Consider the following 16,762-nt stretch of genomic DNA (forward strand, 5'->3'; position numbering starts at 1 on the left):
GGCCGACCGCCCCTGCGCGAACCCGAACCCGGCCGGGGCCGGCGCGGCTACCGCCCCGGCGCCGGCGACGCCCCGGACCCGCCCTGCTCCGAGGGCTCGGACCCGGCCTGCGCCAGGGGACCGGCCCCGGGTGCGGCGCCGGTCAGCTGGGCGCGCTCGCCCGCGTCGGACAGCGCCTGCGGCGACGGCGACGCCAGCGGGCCGGGGACCTCCTTGCGCGCCACCGCCTCCGCCGCCCGCACGGCCTCGGCGACCGCCGGGTCCGGCGCGGTGTCGAACCAGTCGGCCACCGACTCGTCGTCCTCCTCCGGCGTCGAGCGCGGCGGCTCGTCGGCGGGCGGCTCGTAGCGGAACACGCCGTCCTCGCCCGGCGCGCCCAGCATCCGCGCGAAGCCCTCCAGCGCCTTGCCGTAGTCCGACGGCACCAGCCACACCTTGTTCGCGTCGCCCTGCGCCATCTGCGGCAGCGTCTGCAGGTACTGGTAGGCCAGCACCTCCGGCGTCGGCTTGCCCGCCTTGATCGCCGCGAACACCTTCTCGATCGCCTTCGCCTGGCCCTGCGCCTGCAGGTAGCGGGCCGCCCGCTCGCCCTGCGCGCGCAGGATGCGGGACTGCCGCTCGGCCTCCGCCGCCAGGATCGCCGCCTGCTTGGCGCCCTCCGCCGCGAGGATCTGGCCCTGCTTCTGGCCCTCGGCGGTCTTGATCGCCGACTCGCGCTGGCCCTCGGCGTTGAGGATCATGGCGCGCTTCTCCCGGTCTGCGCGCATCTGCTTCTCCATCGAGTCCTGGATCGACGGCGGCGGGTCGATCGCCTTGAGCTCGACCCGCGCCACGCGGATGCCCCACCGGCCGGTCGCCTCGTCCAGCACGCCCCGCAGCTGGTTGTTGATCTGGTCGCGGGAGGTCAGCGTCTCCTCCAGGCTCATCCCGCCGACCAGGTTGCGCAGCGTCGTGGTCGCCAACTGCTCGACACCGACGATGTAGTTGGAGATCTCGTACACCGCCGCCCGCGGATCGGTCACCTGGAAGTACACGACGGTGTCGATCGACACCGTCAGGTTGTCCTGGGTGATCACCGGCTGCGGCGGGAACGACACCACCTGCTCGCGCAGGTCGATCCGGGCCCGCACCCGGTCGAAGAACGGCACCAGGATGTTCAGCCCCGGCGCGGCCGTCGTGCGGTAGCGGCCCAGCCGCTCGATCACCGCGGCCGTCGCCTGCGGGATCACCAGCACCGACTTGACCGCGACGATCAGCGCGAACAACACCAGGACCGCGACGACGATCAGCGTGGTGGTCAACTCTTCCGTCCCTTCACCACATCAGGACCCGGACAACACCACGGCGGTCGCGCCCGAGATCTCCACAACTGTCACTTCCGCACCGGGTTCGATGACCCGGTGGTCGATCGACCGCGCCGACCACACCTCGCCCCCGATCCGCACCCTGCCGCCATGGCCGTCCACAGTGGACACCACGACGGCGGTGCTGCCCGGCAGCGCGTCCACGCCCGACCGGTGCCCCTGCCCGGAGGTCAGCCGCCGCTTCAACGCCGGCCGCGCGCCCGCCACCAGGCCCAGCGCCAGCACCGCGAACACCACCGCGCCGACCACCGCGCCCGCGCCCAACGCCGACGCGCCGGCCGCGCCCAACGCCGCCAACCCCAGCATCACGAGCACGAAATCGCCCGACAGCACCTCCGCCGCCACCAGGGCGACACCGAGGACCAACCAGATCAACGCGGCCACCCGGCCATCCTCGCACCAAAGCGGCCCCGGCAGAGCCGGTTCAGCCCGAACCGGGCTCGGTGACGAAGTCGATCAGCCGCTCCACCGCGCCGATCAGCGGCGTCTCCAGGTCCCGGAACCCCCGCACCCCGGCCAGCACCCGCCGCCAGCCCTCCCACGGCTCGCCCCAGCCCAGCGCCGCGCACACGCCGTCCTTCCACGGCACCCCGCGCGGCACCTCCGGCCACGCCGCGATGCCCACCGACGCCGGCTTCACCGCCTGCCACACGTCCACGTACGGGTGGCCGGTGACCAGCACGTGCTCGTCGCGCACGGCCGCCACCAGCCGCGACTCCTTGCTGCCCGCCACCAGGTGGTCGACCAGCACGCCCAGCCTGCGGTGCGGGGCGGTGCCGAACTCCGCGACGCGGTCGGCCAGCACGTCCACGCCGTCCAACGGCTCCACCACCACGCCCTCGACCCGCAGGTCGTGGCCCCACACCCGCTCCACCAGCTCGGCGTCGTGCACGCCCTCGACCCAGATGCGGCTGTCCCTGGCCGTGCGGGCCCGCAGCCCCTCGACCCGCACCGACCCCGACGCCGACCGCGCCGGACCCCGGGCGGGCGCGGCCGGCCGCACCAGCGTCACCGGCCGGCCCTCCACCAGGAACCCGGCCGGCCGCAACGGGAACAGCCGCTCCCGCCCGTGCCGGTCCTCCAGCACCACCCCGCCGGGCTCGAACCGCACCACCGCGCCGCAGAACCCCGACGCGGGGTCCTCCGCCACCAGACCGGGCCCGGCCGCCACCTCGGGTACCGCGCGCCGCCGCCGACCCGCCAACACGTCCCGGCCGTAGTCCTGTGATCGCACGACCGCCGACGTTAGCCGCTCACCCGGGCGGGCGACCGGCAGGCGCGCCGCGACGGGCGCGGATCACACCGGCCGAGGGCGTCGACCGGTGACCCCGAACGGCCGCGCCCCGAGCGGCGGACGACCAGCGGCGGACGACCAGCGCCGCGTCAGAACGCCGGCCACGGTATCGCCGGCCAGTCGTCCGACGGCTCGGGGTACACCCCGGCCGCCAGCAACTTGTCCACCCGCTCCGCCAGCGCACGCACCTCGGCGCGCGTCAGGTGCTCGTGCAGCCGCTCGTCCAGCGACCCGCCCAGCTCCGACCGCAGCCGCCGCAGCCCCTCCACCGCGTCCTCCGGCAGCCGCTCGCCCAGCCAGCCCCACAGCACCGTGCGCAGCTTGTCGTCGGCGTGCAGGCAGATGCCGTGATCCACCCCGTACACCGCGCCGTCGGTCGCGTGCAGCACGTGGCCGCCCTTGCGGTCGGCGTTGTTCACCACCACGTCGAACGCCGCCATCAGCGCCACCCTCGGGTGGTCGGCGTGCACCAGCACCGCCGGGTCGCCGTACCGGTCGTGCGCGCGCAGCACCGAACGCCACCCCGGCCGCACCCGGTCCACCGGCACGATGTCCACCAGGTCGTCGTCCTCGCGGGTGTCGACCCACAGCTGCACCATGCCCGACCCGAACGGGCCCGGCCGCAGCACCGTCGGCGGCACCAGCCCGAACCCGGCCGCCTCCGACACCAGGTAGGCGGCCACCTCGCGGCCGGCGAGCGTGCCGTCGGGGAAGTCCCACAGCGGTCGCTCGCCGCGCACCGGCTTGTAGACGCACTGCGCGGTCACCCCGTCGAGGCCGATGCGGCACAGCAGCGTGGCGTTGGACGCGTCGACCAGCCTGCCCTCGACCTCCAGGCGGCCGCGCCGGAGCAGGTCGAGCACACCCTCGTCACCGGGCCGCACGCTCGGGTCAGCCCTCGTCCGAGCGCCGGTAGCCGTTCTGCCGCGGGCAGACGTGCCCCTCGGGGTCCAGCGGCTCCGAGCACAGCGGGCACGGCTTGCGGCCCGCCCGCACCACCCGGTCGGCGCGCTCGGCGAACGCCCGCGCCTCCACCGGGCTGAGGAACACCCGCACCGCGTCCGGGCCCTCCTCGGTGTCGTCGAGCACCACCGCCTCGTCGACCTCCTCCTCGGTGATCGCGAGCAGTTCGATGACGACGGCGCGGGACTCGGCGTCCCAGCCCAGCCCCATCGTGCCGACCTTGAACTCCTCCTCCACCGGCACCGTCAGCGGTTCGGTGTCCCGGAGGTCGTCGGGCACCGCCTCGGGGACCTCCGCCCCGAACCGCCGGTGCACCTCCTCCAACAGCGAGCCGATGCGTTCGGCGAGTACGGCGACCTGTTGCTTCTCCAGCGCCACGCTGACCAGCCGGGCCTCCTCGGAAGCCTGGAGGTAGAACGTGCGCTCGCCAGGCTGCCCGACGGTCCCTGCGACGAACCGGTCGGGCTGGCGGAATACGTGGATGACGCGTGCCATGACAAGGACGACCCTAGGCCACGCGGACAAGATCGGCAGCCCTCCCCCCGGTTTTCCGTCATCTGTGGAGGCGGTCGCCGCGGGGCCGCGCGGCGGGCCTGCCGCTAGGGTCGCGTGCGTGGTGAAGATCGCACCGTACGGAACGTGGACATCGCCGATCGGCGCGGCCGACGCGGCCGCCGCCGGCGGCGGCCTGCAGTGGGTCGACCAGCACCGGGGCCGGGTCTGGTGGGCCGAGGGCCGCCCCGCCGAGGGCGGCCGGGTCGCGCTGGTGCGCGACGGGCGCGACCTGCTGCCGCCGCCGTGGAACGTGCGCAACCGCGTGCACGAGTACGGCGGGCGGCCGTGGGTGGTGCTGGACACCCCCGAGGGCGAGCGCGTCGCGTTCACCGACTGGGCCGACCAGCGCATCCACCTGTTCGACCCGGACCACCCCGACCCGGTGCCGATCAGCCCCGAGCCCCACCGCCACCACGGCGTGCGCTACGCCGACCTCACCGCCGGGCCCGGCGGCACCGAGGTGTGGTGCGTGCGGGAGACCGTCACCGGCGACGCCCGCACCGACATCCGCCGCGACCTGGTCGCCGTGCCGCTGGACGGGTCCGAGCCGCGCGTGCTCGCCGCCAGCCACCACTTCATGACCGGGCCGCGGCTGTCCCCGGACGGCACCCACTTCGCGTGGATCGGCTGGGACCACCCGAACATGCCGTGGGACGGCTCCGAGCTGTGCGTCGCCGAGGTCGGCGGCACCGGGCACCGCGTGCTCGCCGGCGGCCCCCGCGAGGCCGTGTGCCAGGTCGAGTGGGAGGGCCGCGACCTGCTGGCGCTGACCGACCCCGACGGCTGGTGGAACCTGTTCCGCATGGGCCTGGACGGCACCAGCCGCAACCTCGCGCCGTGCCGGGAGGAGCTGGGCGGCCCGATGTGGCGGCTGGGCAACCGCTGGTTCACCGCCCTCGGGCAGGGCCGCTACCTGGTGCTGCGGTCGGGCGCGCCGGCCGTGCTGGACGAGCGCTCGGGCACCGTCACCGACGTGGACACCGACCTGCCGGTGTGGCTGGCGCACCTGGCGGCGCACGACGGCGTGGTGTTCTGCGGCGCGGCCGGTCCCCGCGACGAGGCGGCCGTGGTGTCGCTGGACCTGTCCACCGGCGAGCTGACCCGCCACACCGGCCACCCGGCGTCCCCGCCGCCCGCCGACTACCTGCCGGTGCCCGAGGAGCGGGTGTTCACCGGCCCGGACGGGCAGGACGTGCCCGCCTACGTCTACCCGCCGACCAACCCCGACTTCGCCGGGCCCGAGGGCGAGCGCCCGCCCTACGTGGTGCACGTCCACGGCGGGCCCACCGGCCGGTCGGTGCCGGTGCTCGACCTGGACATCGCCTACTTCACCAGCCGCGGCATCGGCGTGGTGTCGGTCAACTACGGCGGCTCCACCGGCTACGGCCGGGCGTTCCGGGAACGGCTGCGCGAGCAGTGGGGCGTGGTCGACGTCCACGACTGCGCCGCCGTCGCCCAGGCGCTGGCCGACGAGGGCACCGCCGACGGCGCGCGGCTGGGCATCCGGGGCGGCAGCGCGGGCGGCTGGACCTCGGCCGCGTCGCTGACCTCGGTCAAGACCTACCGGTGCGGCATGGTCGCGTTCCCCATCCTGGACCTGCGCGGCTGGACCGGCGAGGGCGGGGAGACCCACGACTTCGAGTCCCGCTACGTCGAGGGCCTGGTCGGGCCGTGGCCGGAGACCGCCGACCGCTACGCCGAGCGCTCACCATCCGAGCGGGTGGACCGGCTGGCCGGGCCGGTGCTGCTGCTACAGGGGCTGGAGGACGAGATCTGCCCGCCCGAGCAGGCCGACCGGTTCGTCGCCGCGCTCGACGGCACCGGCGTGCCGCACGCCTACCTGACCTTCGAGGGCGAGCAGCACGGGTTCCGCAAGGCGGAGACGATCGTCGCCGCCCTGGAGGCCGAGCTGTCGTTCTACGGGCAGGTGTTCGGGTTCGAGCCGGTCGGCGTGCCCGTGCTGGAGCTGCGCCGGTGACACCGCGCCCGCTGCGGGCGGGCGACCGCGTGACCGTGGTCAGCCCGGCGGGCCCCGTGCCCGCCGGGCTGCTGCGCGACGGGGTCGCGGCGCTGCGCGCGTGGGGCCTGGACGTGCGGGTCGCGCCGCACGCCCACGACACCCACCCCGAGCTGCCCTACCTGGCAGGCACCGACGCCGACCGGGCCCGCGACCTGCGCGACGCCTGGTGCGACCCCGCCACCGCGGCGGTGCTGTGCGCGCGGGGCGGGTACGGCAGCGGGCGCGTCGCGGACCTGCTCGACTGGGACCTGCTCGTCGGGTGCGGGCCGAAGGTGTTCGTCGGGTCCAGCGACACCACCGCGCTGCACGAGCCGCTGTGGCGCGCGGGCGTGCCCACCTGGTTCGGGCCGATGGTGGGCACGGCGGCGTTCGTGCACGACGTGCTGGCCCGCGACCGGCTGCGGCAGGCCCTGTTCGACGGGGTCACGGCCTTCCCCGGCGTCACCGTCGTGCCCGGCGCGGCGCGGGGCGTCGCGGTCGGCGGCAACCTCAGCCTGCTGGGCCGCCACCACCCGCCCGACGGGGCGGTGGTGTGGCTGGAGGACGTCGAGGAGCGGCCCTACCGGCTGGACCGGATGCTCACCGCGCTGCTGCGGTCGGGCTGGTTCGACCGGGTCGCCGGGATCGTGCTCGGCTCGTGGACCGGGTGCGGCGACCCCGACCTGGTCGACGCCGTGCTGCGGGACCGGCTCGGCGGGCTGGGCGTGCCGGTCCTCGGCGCGGTCGGCTTCGGCCACTGCCCCGGCCAGCACACCGTGCCGTTCGGGGTGACCGTGGACCTCGACGCCGACGCCGGGGTGGTGACCGTGGTCCGGCGCTGAGCACGCGCCGCCACCCGGCCCCGCCGGAACCACCTGCGCCACGGGACCCGTCCCGCCCGGGTACCGCTCGCGGTGGGCCGAGGCGCCGGTCACGCCCGCGCCCGGCACCACCGCCGACGACACGGCCGCGAGCACGGCCGCGGCCCTACCGCCCCGGATGCCGGCGGTGCCCAGGCAGGTGCCGGCGGTGCACGTCGTCCACCGACCACATCCACTCCGGCCGCACGCCCAGCTCCACCATCCGCCGCACGTGGTCGGCCAGCGCCGTGTCGAAGTCCCACCGCCGCTCCACCAGCCGCGCCGCGCCGTCCACGATCCGGTCGAGGTCGGCGGCGATGCGCCGGCGGGACATGCTCGGCATCCGCGGCCCGTCGTCGTCCACCGGCTCCGGGTCCTCGGTGAACAGGTTGAACGACGGGAACCGCGTGAGGTCGGGCAGCACGCTGTAGAACGGGGTGCCGGGGAAGTAGTACTCCGGCCACCGGTTGCCCGAGATCGCCAGCCACGGCGTGCCGACCGCGAGGCCCGCCATCGAGAACCCCGAGTGCGGCGACACCAGCACGTCCGACGACGCGACCTCGGCCAGCTGCTCCACCAGCGGCCGGTCCACCGCGTCCACCGAGCGCACCGAGCCGATCAGCTCGTCGAACTCGGCCCGCGCGAACGACGTGCTGGTCCGGCCGTCCTCCCGCAGCTTGCCCACGAACACGAACTCCGCGCCGGGGAACCGCGCCGCCAGCGCGCCCAGCACCAGCCGCCACGACCGCACCGACGGGTAGAACCGGCGCGGCGAGCTGCCGCCGGGCAGCACCGCGATCCGCACGCCCTCGTGCGGCGTGGCCGGCACGGGCAGCCGGAACGCCTCGCCCGCCGAGTACGGCCACCGCGCCCCGCCGTCGCGGAAGTGCCCGCGCGCCTGGTCGTAGTAGCGGGCCAGGCCGGGGAACAGGTCGCGCTGCCACGGCTGCGAGGCGCGCTCGTCCTCCACCACCTGGTCCCAGTCGCGGGCGATGCGCGCCAGCTGCGGCGTGAAGTCGGCCGACCCGTCGAACACGTCGACCTCGACCGCGTGCACCTCGTCCAGGAACGGGCACAGCCGGGCCAGTTCCACCGGGGTGGCCGCGTTGAGCACCACGCCGATCCGCAGGTCGGGGTCGGCGCGGTGGTAGCCGTGGCAGCGGTGCAGCGCCTCGATGGCGTGACCGACGGGGTGGCAGTAGACGAAGTTCACGAGCAGCGATCCGGGCACCCGTGGATCAGACACCCCGGCCCGCCGGCCACGCCACCGCGTTTTCCACCGCACGCCGGCCCGCCCCTCCGGCACCCGGTGTGCCGTGGCCGCCCCGAGGCCGGGCCACGGGAGCCCGCGGGTCACGTGACCAGTCCCGCGTTCCGCAGCGCGTCGACGCCCTCCGGGTAGTTCGTGCGCAGGTAGGTCAGGACCTCGGCGTCCGAGACGGTGAGCTGCTTGTGCGCGGCGCACTCCTGGAGCCAGACGATTCCGGGCTGGACGCTCAGGCTCTTGAAGCTGCTCTTGCCGTCGCTGCCCTGGAAGCCGTACTTCTTGTGGTTGTCGGTGAGCCACTGGACGACCGAGGCGGTTTCCTTGGGCAGCGGTTCGAGCGCCTCGTCCCCCGGTGACCCGACCCTGGCCCGGACGGCGTCGGCCACGTCGGATTCGCTGGAGTCGCCGCCGAGCTTCCCGGCCTTGTAGAGCGCCAGGCAGGCCCTCATGTACTGGCGGCGGCGTTCGTGGTTCACGTTGCCCGTGACGTTGTCGGCCGCCTTCCGCGCGTGGTCGAGCAGCGAGGGCGAGGCCCGGAGGATGTCCTGGCGCACGAGTTCCAGGGTCATCTCGAACCGCCCGCGTTCCACCCAGTAGTTCGCGAAGATCATGGGGTCGTTCGTGATGGCGGGGCGGCCCGCGGCCTCCCACTTGGCCGCGTTCGACTCGACCGTCTGCGCCGTCACCCGCGGGTAGGCGATCTCGGCCACGTAGGGCCTGGTCGACCACCCCGAGCCGACCTTGTCGAAGATGTGCTCCAGGCGCGCCGCGGACGTGATGTCGTACCAGGCGACCTCGCTGCCGTCGAGCCGGAGGACGACATCGGGACGGGTGCTGCCGTGGGTGACCTGCATGGCCACGGAGAACGTGAGGCCCGAGTCCGGGCCGGTCCAGGACGTCCGCTCGGTGAGGAACACCTTGGTGGCGAGGGACTCGATCGCGTAGCCGGCCATCGCGGGGACCAGCGCGGCGATCTCCGCCTTCCTCGCCGGGGTGGCCCCGAGGTATTCCTGCCACTGCTCGGCCCACCGGCCCACGTACCCGTCCGTGCGCGCGAGGTTGGCGTCGGTCGGGTCCTGGGTGGCCTGGAGCCAGGCCGACTGGACGGCCGCGTCGAGCTTCTGGCTGAAAGCCGCCAGGTCCTTCGCCACCTGCTCGTCGGGGGCCTCGCCGGACGTCGGGTAGGAGTGGATGGAGCGCTGGACGGACTCCGGACCGCCACCGACGCGTTGCGCCGGGCCCCGCGGGACGACGTGGGCCGGGGTGTGCCGGTGCTGCTCCCCGGCGCCCGGGTGTCCGGCCCGGTGGAGCAGCTGGACGACCGCCGCGTTGCCGACCGTGCCCTGCAACGCGAGGAGGTCCGGCGACGGACTCGCGACCCGGGGTTGACGTGCCGGTGCCCGGTCCTCCCGCGCCTCGGTGGACCTGGCTCGTTCTTCGGCGTGCATACGACCTCTTCCCCGACGAGCGGACGACGTCCCTCGTGGATACCGGGGGCGCGGGCGGTCGGGCCATGTACCCGAGGGCAGAGCGGGGGCAGTATCCGGACGGGTGCCGCAGCGAGGTCGAAACAGCCGGCCTCGGCGGTGCCGGAGGACCGGACGACCCGCGGTCGCCGGGCGGGAGCAGCGGTTAGGTGGTCCAGGCGTTCCCGGCGACGGCGCGCGGCGGCGACATCGAGGGGTTGCTGCGCGTGCTCGACCCCGAGGTGCGGCTCACCGGCCGGCTCGTGCCCGGACCGGGCCCGTGAGGAGCCCGTGGGGCGGCTGGTCCGGCGGGTTCCGCGAGACTGCCACCATGCGCCCCGGACCAGGCGAAGTCCTGCACTTCTCGGAAGACCCCACCATCACCCGGTTCGTCCCGCACGTCGCCGCCACCGCCCGGCAGCCCGAGGCGTACGTGTGGGCCGTCGACCACGACACCGCGCCCGCCTACTGGTTCCCCCGCGACTGCCCGCGCGCCCTGGCCTGGCCCCGCGCCGACACCACCGCCGAGGACCGCGCCTGGCTCGGCCCCCGACGGGTGCACGCCGTCGAATACGCCTGGCTGCGCCGCGTCCAGCACGTCACCCTCTACGCCTACCGGTTCGACGCGTCGGCGTTCCGCCCCTTCGGCGACGCCGCCCACGTGGCCACCGAGCCGGTCGACCCCCTCGGACCGCCCGAACCCGTCGGCGACCTGCTCGACCTGCACGAGGACGCCGGGATCGAGCTGCGGGTGCTGCCGGAGCTGTGGCCGTTCTGGCACGAGGTCACCCGCCGCACGCTCGGCTTCAGCGGTATCCGACTGCGCAACGCGCGGCCACCGCGGTGAGACGGTGAAGGGCCCTGCATCGCCCGACCCCTCACCGCAGCGCCCTCCTCACCGCCGCCCCCGCCACCGCCTCGCCCCCGTCGGCGCGACGCCTCGCCCCGACCCGCGCCCCGAACCGGCGCGGGTCGGAAGGCGGCGCGGGAGCGGCTAGGAGAAGTCCGCCGCGTGGTCGTGCGCCCACCGCTCGAACGTCAACCCCGGCCGCCCGAGCACGTCGGCCACGTCCGGCGACACCCACGCCTGCCCGTCCGGGTCACGACCCATCTCCAGGAACCACTCCACCACCTCCGGCGGGTAGGTACCCCGCCAGTGCTCGCGGGCCTGCTCGGGCGTCAGCTCCTCGAACCGCACCGGCCGCCCGATGGCCTCGCCGATCAGCCGCACCGCGTCCCGCCGCCGCACCGGCTCGGGCCCGGTCGGCTGGTAGGTGCGCCCCTCGTGGCCGTCCTCCAGCAGGGCCCGCACCACGATCGCCGCGACGTCGTCCTCGTGCACCATCGCGCTCGTCCAGTCCCCGAACGGCGCCCGCACCACACCCTCCGCCCGGATCGACGGAACCCATTCCCGCGTGTTTCCCATGAACTCACCGGGGAACAGGTGGGTCCACGCCATACCCGAGGACTCGATGGCCCGCCGGAACACCCGGTGCCACGATTCCAACGGGTCGTCGTCGGGCTTGCTCGGATCGTTGTGCCCGAGGTGCGTGAGCCTTTCCACGCCCGCCCGCGCCAGCACCTCCACGATCGCGGGGCCGTCGCCCTCCATCGACACCAGGTGCACCCGCGTCACCCCGCGCAACGCAGCTACCAGCGAAGACGGCTCCAGGAACGACCCGCCCACCACCTCGACCCCCGCCGGCAGCCGCGCCGAGGACGGGTCGCGGGTCAACGCCCGCACCTCCTCGCCCGCCTCGCGCAACTGCCGGACCACACTGCCGCCCACGGTGCCCGTGGCACCCGTTACGAGAATAGGACCCATGAATCCAAGAAAACCATACCGGTCAAATGCGAACACGTCCTTCATATTTTGGAACGCGTTCCGGGGAGGCAGGCCGCGTGCGCATTCCGTGAAACGCGCGACATCGACCGGTTGCCCACATACCGACCGGTCGGTAGCCTCTTCGGCGCGGGGACGCCGACCGCGCGCCGCCGCCCACCGGCACACCGACGCCGCGCCCGCCCGCACGGCGCCCACCGACCCAACCGGAGCCGCACCGTGACCGCACCGCCCGGCCTGGACCCGGTGGCGCTCGCCGCGTACCTGGGCACCTCGCCGCTGTCCGCCGAGCTGATCCCCGGCGGCCGGTCCAACCTCACCTACCGCGTCACCGACGGCACGCGCCGCTGGGTGCTGCGCCGCCCGCCGCTGGGCCACGTGCTGGCCACCGCGCACGACATGGCGCGCGAGCACCGCGTCATCGCCGCGCTGGCGGACACGGACGTCCCGGTGCCGGCCGTGGAGCTGCTGTGCGAGGACCCGTCGGTCATCGGCGCGCCGTTCTACCTGATGGAGGAGGTGCCCGGCGTCGCGCTGCGGCACCGCGACCAGTGCCCCTGGCTGACCCCGCCGCAGGCGGCGGCCCTGTCGCGCCGGCTGGTCGACGTGCTCGCCGACCTGCACGCCGTGGACCCCGACGCGGTGGGGCTGGGCGACTTCGGCCGCCCCGACGGGTTCCTGCGGCGCCAGGTCGTCCGCTGGGGCAAGCAGCTCGACGCCTCCCGCGGCCGCGACCTGCCCGGCATCGACGAGCTGCGCGACCGGCTCGCCGCGACCGTGCCCGCCTCCCGGCGGGCCTCCGTCGTGCACGGCGACTACCGGCTGGACAACGTGCTGGTCACACCGGACCCGGTGGACATCGCCGCCGTCCTGGACTGGGAGATGGCCACCCTCGGCGACCCGCTGGCCGACCTCGGGCTGCTGCACGTGTACTGGACCGGCGTCGGCGCCGAGGACGACCCGATCACGGGCACGGTGTCCGCGCTGCCCGGTTTCGCCTCCGCCGACGACCTCGTGCAGCGCTACGCCGAGCGCAGCGGCGCGGACGTGTCCGGCCTCGGCTGGTACACCGCGTTCGGCTGCTTCAAGCTCGCCGTGATCCTCGAAGGCATCCACTTCCGCTTCACCACCGGCAAGACGGTCGGGGCGGGGTTCGAGCAGCTCGGCCGACTCACCCTGCCGCTGGTCCGGCAGGGCCTCGCCGCGACCGCACGGGAGCGCTGATGGACTTCGCCCACGACGCCACGACCGAGGAGCTGCGGCACCGGCTGCTGCGGTTCATGGCCGAGTTCGTCCACCCCGCCGAACCGGTGGCCAGGGCGCAGCTCGCGACCGCGACCGAACCGTGGGCGCGGCCCGCCGTCCTCGCCGACCTGAAGGCCGAGGCGCGCCGGCAGGGCCTGTGGAACCTGTTCCTGCCCGACCCCGAACTCGGCGCGGGGCTGACCAACCTGCAGTACGCGCCGCTGGCCGAGATCACCGGGCACAGCCCGCACCTCGCGCCCGAGGCGCTCAACTGCGCCGCGCCGGACACCGGCAACATGGAGGTGCTGGCCATGTTCGGCACCCCGGCCCAGCGCGAGCGCTGGCTCCGCCCCCTGCTCGACGGGGAGATCCGGTCCGCGTTCTGCATGACCGAGCCCGACGTGGCCTCCTCCGACGCGACCAACATCGCCACGCGCGTCGAACGCGACGGCGACCACTACGTGGTCAACGGCCGCAAGTGGTGGTCCTCCGGCGCGATGAGCCCCGACTGCCGCGTGTTCGTCGTGATGGGCCGGACCGATCCGCACGCCGAGCGCCACCGGCAACAGAGCATGGTCATCGTGCCGCGTGACACGCCCGGTGTGCGGGTGGAGCGGGGAATGCACGTGTTCGGCTACACCGACGCCGCGCACGGCGGGCACGCCGAGATCGTGTTCGAGGACGTCCGGGTGCCCGCCGACCACCTGATCGCCGGCGAGGGCGAGGGGTTCGCCATCGCCCAGGCCCGGCTGGGACCCGGCCGCATCCACCACTGCATGCGGCTGGTGGGCATCGCCGAGCGCGCCCTGGAGCTGATGTGCCGTCGCGTCGCGCAACGCGTCGCGTTCGGCAAGCCGCTCGCCGCGCAGGGCGTCGTGCGGGAGTGGATCGCCGAGTCGCGGGTCCGCATCGAGCAGGCCCGGCTGCTGGTGCTCAAGACCGCGTGGCTGATGGACACCGCGGGCAACCGGGGCGCGCACACCGAGATCCAGGCCATCAAGATCGCGACCCCGCTGATGGCGGAGTGGGTGCTGGACAAGGCGATCCAGGCGCACGGCGCGGCCGGGGTGAGCCAGGACTTCCCGCTGGCCGAGCTGTGGGCGCAGGCCCGGACGCTGAGACTGGCCGACGGGCCCGACGAGGTCCACCGCACGTCACTGGCCAAACGGGAGCTGCGACGCCACCAGTAGCCCTCAGCACCGGCGCACCACCCTCAGCGGTTCCTCAGCGTCTCAGTGTCTGTCTGGGAACCTGAAGGGACAGGGTCCATGGGATAGCCGTGCGGCGTTAGTCGAGGTGTCGTTGCTGCTGAGCTGCGGGTCAGCGGGCCAGGTTTGCGCTGACCTGGTTCGCGGTGTACTGAACGGCCATGATGATCGAAGGCAGTTGCCGCTTGTCGAGCACTGAAGCGGAGACCCCGGCGACGACCTTCCCGGACGCTGCCCGGACCGGTGCTCCCACGACGGCCACCTCGGGAGCGCAGTCGATCTCGTAATCGACCACGATGCCGCTCTCACGTACCTTGGTGATCATCCGTTTCCATTCGGATGCCGTATAGCGTCGGGGTGCTGGCCAGTCCGGGGTGAAGGCCGCCCACAGCCGGTCGGGCGCGCTCTCGCGGGGATGCACTGTCCCGGCGCCGTTCGGGAAGAGTTCGTCCGCCTCGCCCCGCAGGGAGCCCACGACCAGGGTTCGTCCAGCCTCGGGTAGTCCCACGTTGACCGACGCGCCCGGGCACGTCGCGGCCAGTTGGCGCAGCGGGTGCAGTGCCGCGGTGCGCAGCAGGGGGGCGGGCTGCCAGGCCGCTCCCAGGTGGAACATGCGTGCCCCCATGCGGTAGCGCCCGGCCTTCCGCTGCACCGCCCCCAACGCGGCGAGCTGGTCCAGCAGCCGGTGCGCGGTGGCTTTGGGCAGCCCGGTGGCGGCGGCGAGCTGGGTCGGGCCGGCCTCACCGACCCGGGTGAGTTCTTCCAGCAGAAGAAAGGCACCATCCAGCACGCTGCGCCCTGCCCCGTCGCCGGTGTGTTTGTGATCGTTTCCCGGTTGGTGATCCATCGCCAAATCCCCTCTCTGCCCGGTGCGATGCGCCGGCAACTGGTAAGGGACGGAACTCGTCGGCCGGATACCACGCTGGATGCGCTGGTCCCGCTCAACGAGACGGGCTCTTCCTGTGTCTTCGCGGAACCTACATTATCTGTGACATGCCAACGCCCCCAATGACCCGATCGGAGGAACCAGGCATAGCTCGACGCGGCCGGCCACGGCACACGGAACTGCCGCAACCAGTAGGTGAATAGCGGCGGAAAAAAGGGGGAGGAATGATGGGGAAGATCAGACACCCGTCCGTGTCGCGCCCCCTGAATTTGGGATTGCTCAATTTGGGGTGGCGGCAACCATCAAAGGTACAGGCAATTCGTGTGGCCCCGCACGACCCCTCACATGTCAACACTCTACCGGAGGACCGTCATGACGAAGTCAGGACCAGAATTCAGCTCTGAAAACAAGGCAGCGAAAGGCGTAAGGACGCTTCTCGGAGTTGGTGTCGCAGCAGGCTTCGCGGTGTTGTCGACATTGTCCGGAGCGCCTGCGGCTGAGGCCGCCTCGTTGAGCAACCCTGGCATGTCGAAGCCACTCACGGAACTATGCGCCAAGCCTGTTCACAAGTCGTCCGACGCAGCTACCACGGCCATGACCATCAAGGCCGAGCACTGTTGGGACGATCAGATGAAGTGCGAAAATCATGTTTGGTACATGTACTGCGTAACGTGGATCAACGGTCTTCCCAATTTCTATTGGAAACCGATCGGCTCCTGCTGACCAGATCGAAGAGCGGTCTGGGGAACACCTTGACTCTCGATCAGGTAGTGGACGACAGCCACTTGGAGACCTTCGACTGCTGCGCGGTCCGGGCCCGCGCCCACGGATATCAGTTCGAGAAGAAGGGCGGAGAACATGAATCGCCGACGGAGACGGCTGTGCATCGTGGCTCTGGCGATGTTACTCGGATCATCTGCTTCTGCGGTCACGGCGCCGGCTGGTCTGGCGGCGCCGACGCAGGAGGGCACCGTGGTGGGCTGGGGCGCCAGTAGCCGGCCACCTCCGCCAGGACTAAGCGGGGTCACCGCGGTGTCCATCGGCTGGGGCTACGCCCTGGCGCTCAAGAGCGATGGCACCGTGGTGGGCTGGGGCCGCAACGACTACGGCAAGGCGACACCGCCGGTGAACCTCCACGACGCGACGGCGGTCGCCGCCGGCTGGAACCATAGCCTGGTCCTACGCAAGGACGGAACCGTGATCAGCTGGGGCAACAACGACCACGGCCAGGCCGACCGCCCACCCGCCCTGTTCGGTGTGACTGCGGTCGCCGCGCGCGGCGATCACAGCCTGGCGCTGAAACAAGACGGCACCGTCATCGGCTGGGGTGACAACAACTCCGGTCAGGCCCAACCTCCGTCGGGCCTGACCGGGGTGACCGCCATCGCCGCCGGGTCCAGCCACAGCCTGGCATTGAAAGGCGACGGCACGGTGGTGGGCTGGGGTAGCAACAACTCCGGTCAGGCCCAACCTCCTTCGGGCCTGACCGGGGTGACCGCCATCGCGGCCGGATTCGGGCACAGTCTCGCGTTGAAACGGGACGGCACCGTCGTCGGTTGGGGCGACAACAGCGCCGGTGGAACAACACCACCACCCGGCCTGTCCGATGCGACGGCCATCGCGGCCGGATGTCCGCACAGCATGGCCATCAAGGCCGACGGCACCCTCGTCAGCTGGGGAGGTCGCGCCGACGGCGCAGACATCCCTCCACCGGGCCTCACGACAGTCTCCGCCATCGCCGCCGGGTGCGGCGAGAACCTCGCCGTCAGGCGCTAACGGCCTTCAACGGTCAGGCCCGGACACCACTGCGGG

At 73.2% G+C, this 16,762-nt stretch carries 16 protein-coding genes; 7 read left to right on the plus strand and 9 right to left on the minus strand.

The window, feature by feature from the left end:
- Positions 1 to 47: 47 nt before the first annotated feature.
- From C8E97_RS18055 to C8E97_RS18075, 5 genes are all read right to left on the minus strand, one after another.
- Positions 48 to 1,301, minus strand: coding sequence for an SPFH domain-containing protein (locus tag C8E97_RS18055; protein ID WP_246018970.1), 1,254 nt, complete (start codon positions 1,299 to 1,301; stop codon positions 48 to 50).
- Positions 1,302 to 1,322: 21 nt separating this feature from the next.
- Positions 1,323 to 1,748, minus strand: coding sequence for an NfeD family protein (locus C8E97_RS18060; RefSeq protein ID WP_121006781.1), 426 nt, complete (start codon positions 1,746 to 1,748; stop codon positions 1,323 to 1,325).
- 40 nt (positions 1,749 to 1,788) lie between these two features.
- Positions 1,789 to 2,598 (minus strand): DUF3097 domain-containing protein, encoded by an 810-nt coding sequence (locus tag C8E97_RS18065; protein ID WP_121006782.1) that lies wholly within the window; start codon positions 2,596 to 2,598, stop codon positions 1,789 to 1,791.
- A gap of 149 nt (positions 2,599 to 2,747) precedes the next feature.
- Positions 2,748 to 3,542 carry an SCO1664 family protein gene (locus C8E97_RS18070; RefSeq protein WP_121006783.1) on the minus strand — a complete coding sequence of 265 codons (795 nt, stop codon included), beginning with the start codon at positions 3,540 to 3,542 and terminating at the stop codon, positions 2,748 to 2,750.
- Between the two features lie 7 nt (positions 3,543 to 3,549).
- Positions 3,550 to 4,116, minus strand: coding sequence for a DUF3090 domain-containing protein (locus tag C8E97_RS18075; protein WP_121006784.1), 567 nt, complete (start codon positions 4,114 to 4,116; stop codon positions 3,550 to 3,552).
- Between the two features lie 118 nt (positions 4,117 to 4,234).
- Here C8E97_RS18075 and C8E97_RS18080 point away from each other — a divergent pair, with 118 nt between their 5' ends.
- Entirely contained in the window at positions 4,235 to 6,154 is a 1,920-nt protein-coding gene (locus tag C8E97_RS18080; RefSeq protein ID WP_121006785.1) for a S9 family peptidase, read from the plus strand.
- The gene (locus C8E97_RS18085; protein WP_121006786.1) at positions 6,151 to 7,017 is read left to right on the plus strand and encodes a S66 peptidase family protein; all 867 of its coding nucleotides are present in this window, start codon (positions 6,151 to 6,153) and stop codon (positions 7,015 to 7,017) included. The genes C8E97_RS18080 and C8E97_RS18085 overlap by 4 nt, the downstream gene beginning before the upstream one ends.
- 145 nt (positions 7,018 to 7,162) lie before the next feature.
- Here the strand turns inward: C8E97_RS18085 and C8E97_RS18090 are convergent, their stop codons facing one another.
- Together C8E97_RS18090 and C8E97_RS18095 are read right to left on the minus strand one after the other, a co-directional pair.
- The gene (locus C8E97_RS18090) at positions 7,163 to 8,266 is read right to left on the minus strand and encodes a glycosyltransferase family protein (protein ID WP_121006787.1); all 1,104 of its coding nucleotides are present in this window, start codon (positions 8,264 to 8,266) and stop codon (positions 7,163 to 7,165) included.
- Between the two features lie 122 nt (positions 8,267 to 8,388).
- A complete protein-coding gene (locus C8E97_RS18095) occupies positions 8,389 to 9,750 on the minus strand; it encodes a hypothetical protein (protein WP_147455159.1) in 1,362 nt (453 codons plus the stop codon).
- A 349-nt stretch (positions 9,751 to 10,099) separates the two neighbouring features.
- On the opposite strand from C8E97_RS18095, the gene C8E97_RS18105 reads away from it, so the two are divergent.
- On the plus strand, positions 10,100 to 10,615 hold the full coding sequence (locus C8E97_RS18105; RefSeq protein ID WP_121006789.1) for a DUF6886 family protein: 516 nt from the start codon (positions 10,100 to 10,102) through the stop codon (positions 10,613 to 10,615).
- Positions 10,616 to 10,762: 147 nt separating this feature from the next.
- Here C8E97_RS18105 and C8E97_RS18110 read toward each other — a convergent pair whose 3' ends face one another.
- A complete protein-coding gene (locus C8E97_RS18110) occupies positions 10,763 to 11,638 on the minus strand; it encodes an NmrA family NAD(P)-binding protein (protein ID WP_170211894.1) in 876 nt (291 codons plus the stop codon).
- A 192-nt stretch (positions 11,639 to 11,830) separates the two neighbouring features.
- Here C8E97_RS18110 and C8E97_RS18115 point away from each other — a divergent pair, with 192 nt between their 5' ends.
- Both C8E97_RS18115 and C8E97_RS18120 read left to right on the plus strand, forming a co-directional pair.
- Positions 11,831 to 12,835 carry a phosphotransferase family protein gene (locus tag C8E97_RS18115; RefSeq protein WP_121006791.1) on the plus strand — a complete coding sequence of 335 codons (1,005 nt, stop codon included), beginning with the start codon at positions 11,831 to 11,833 and terminating at the stop codon, positions 12,833 to 12,835.
- Positions 12,835 to 14,046, plus strand: coding sequence for an acyl-CoA dehydrogenase family protein (locus C8E97_RS18120; protein ID WP_121006792.1), 1,212 nt, complete (start codon positions 12,835 to 12,837; stop codon positions 14,044 to 14,046). Before C8E97_RS18115 ends, C8E97_RS18120 begins: the two co-directional genes overlap by 1 nt.
- 130 nt (positions 14,047 to 14,176) lie before the next feature.
- On the opposite strand, the gene C8E97_RS18125 is transcribed toward C8E97_RS18120, so the two are convergent.
- A complete protein-coding gene (locus C8E97_RS18125; RefSeq protein WP_121006793.1) occupies positions 14,177 to 14,911 on the minus strand; it encodes an IclR family transcriptional regulator in 735 nt (244 codons plus the stop codon).
- 411 nt (positions 14,912 to 15,322) lie between these two features.
- On the opposite strand from C8E97_RS18125, the gene C8E97_RS34105 reads away from it, so the two are divergent.
- A complete protein-coding gene (locus C8E97_RS34105; protein WP_147455160.1) occupies positions 15,323 to 15,673 on the plus strand; it encodes a hypothetical protein in 351 nt (116 codons plus the stop codon).
- 309 nt (positions 15,674 to 15,982) lie between these two features.
- Complete coding sequence (locus C8E97_RS18130; protein ID WP_170211895.1) at positions 15,983 to 16,726, plus strand: RCC1 domain-containing protein; 744 nt, start codon at positions 15,983 to 15,985, stop codon at positions 16,724 to 16,726.
- Positions 16,727 to 16,762 lie beyond the last annotated feature (36 nt).

This window comes from Saccharothrix australiensis (assembly GCF_003634935.1).
Lineage (GTDB): Bacteria > Actinomycetota > Actinomycetes > Mycobacteriales > Pseudonocardiaceae > Actinosynnema > Actinosynnema australiense.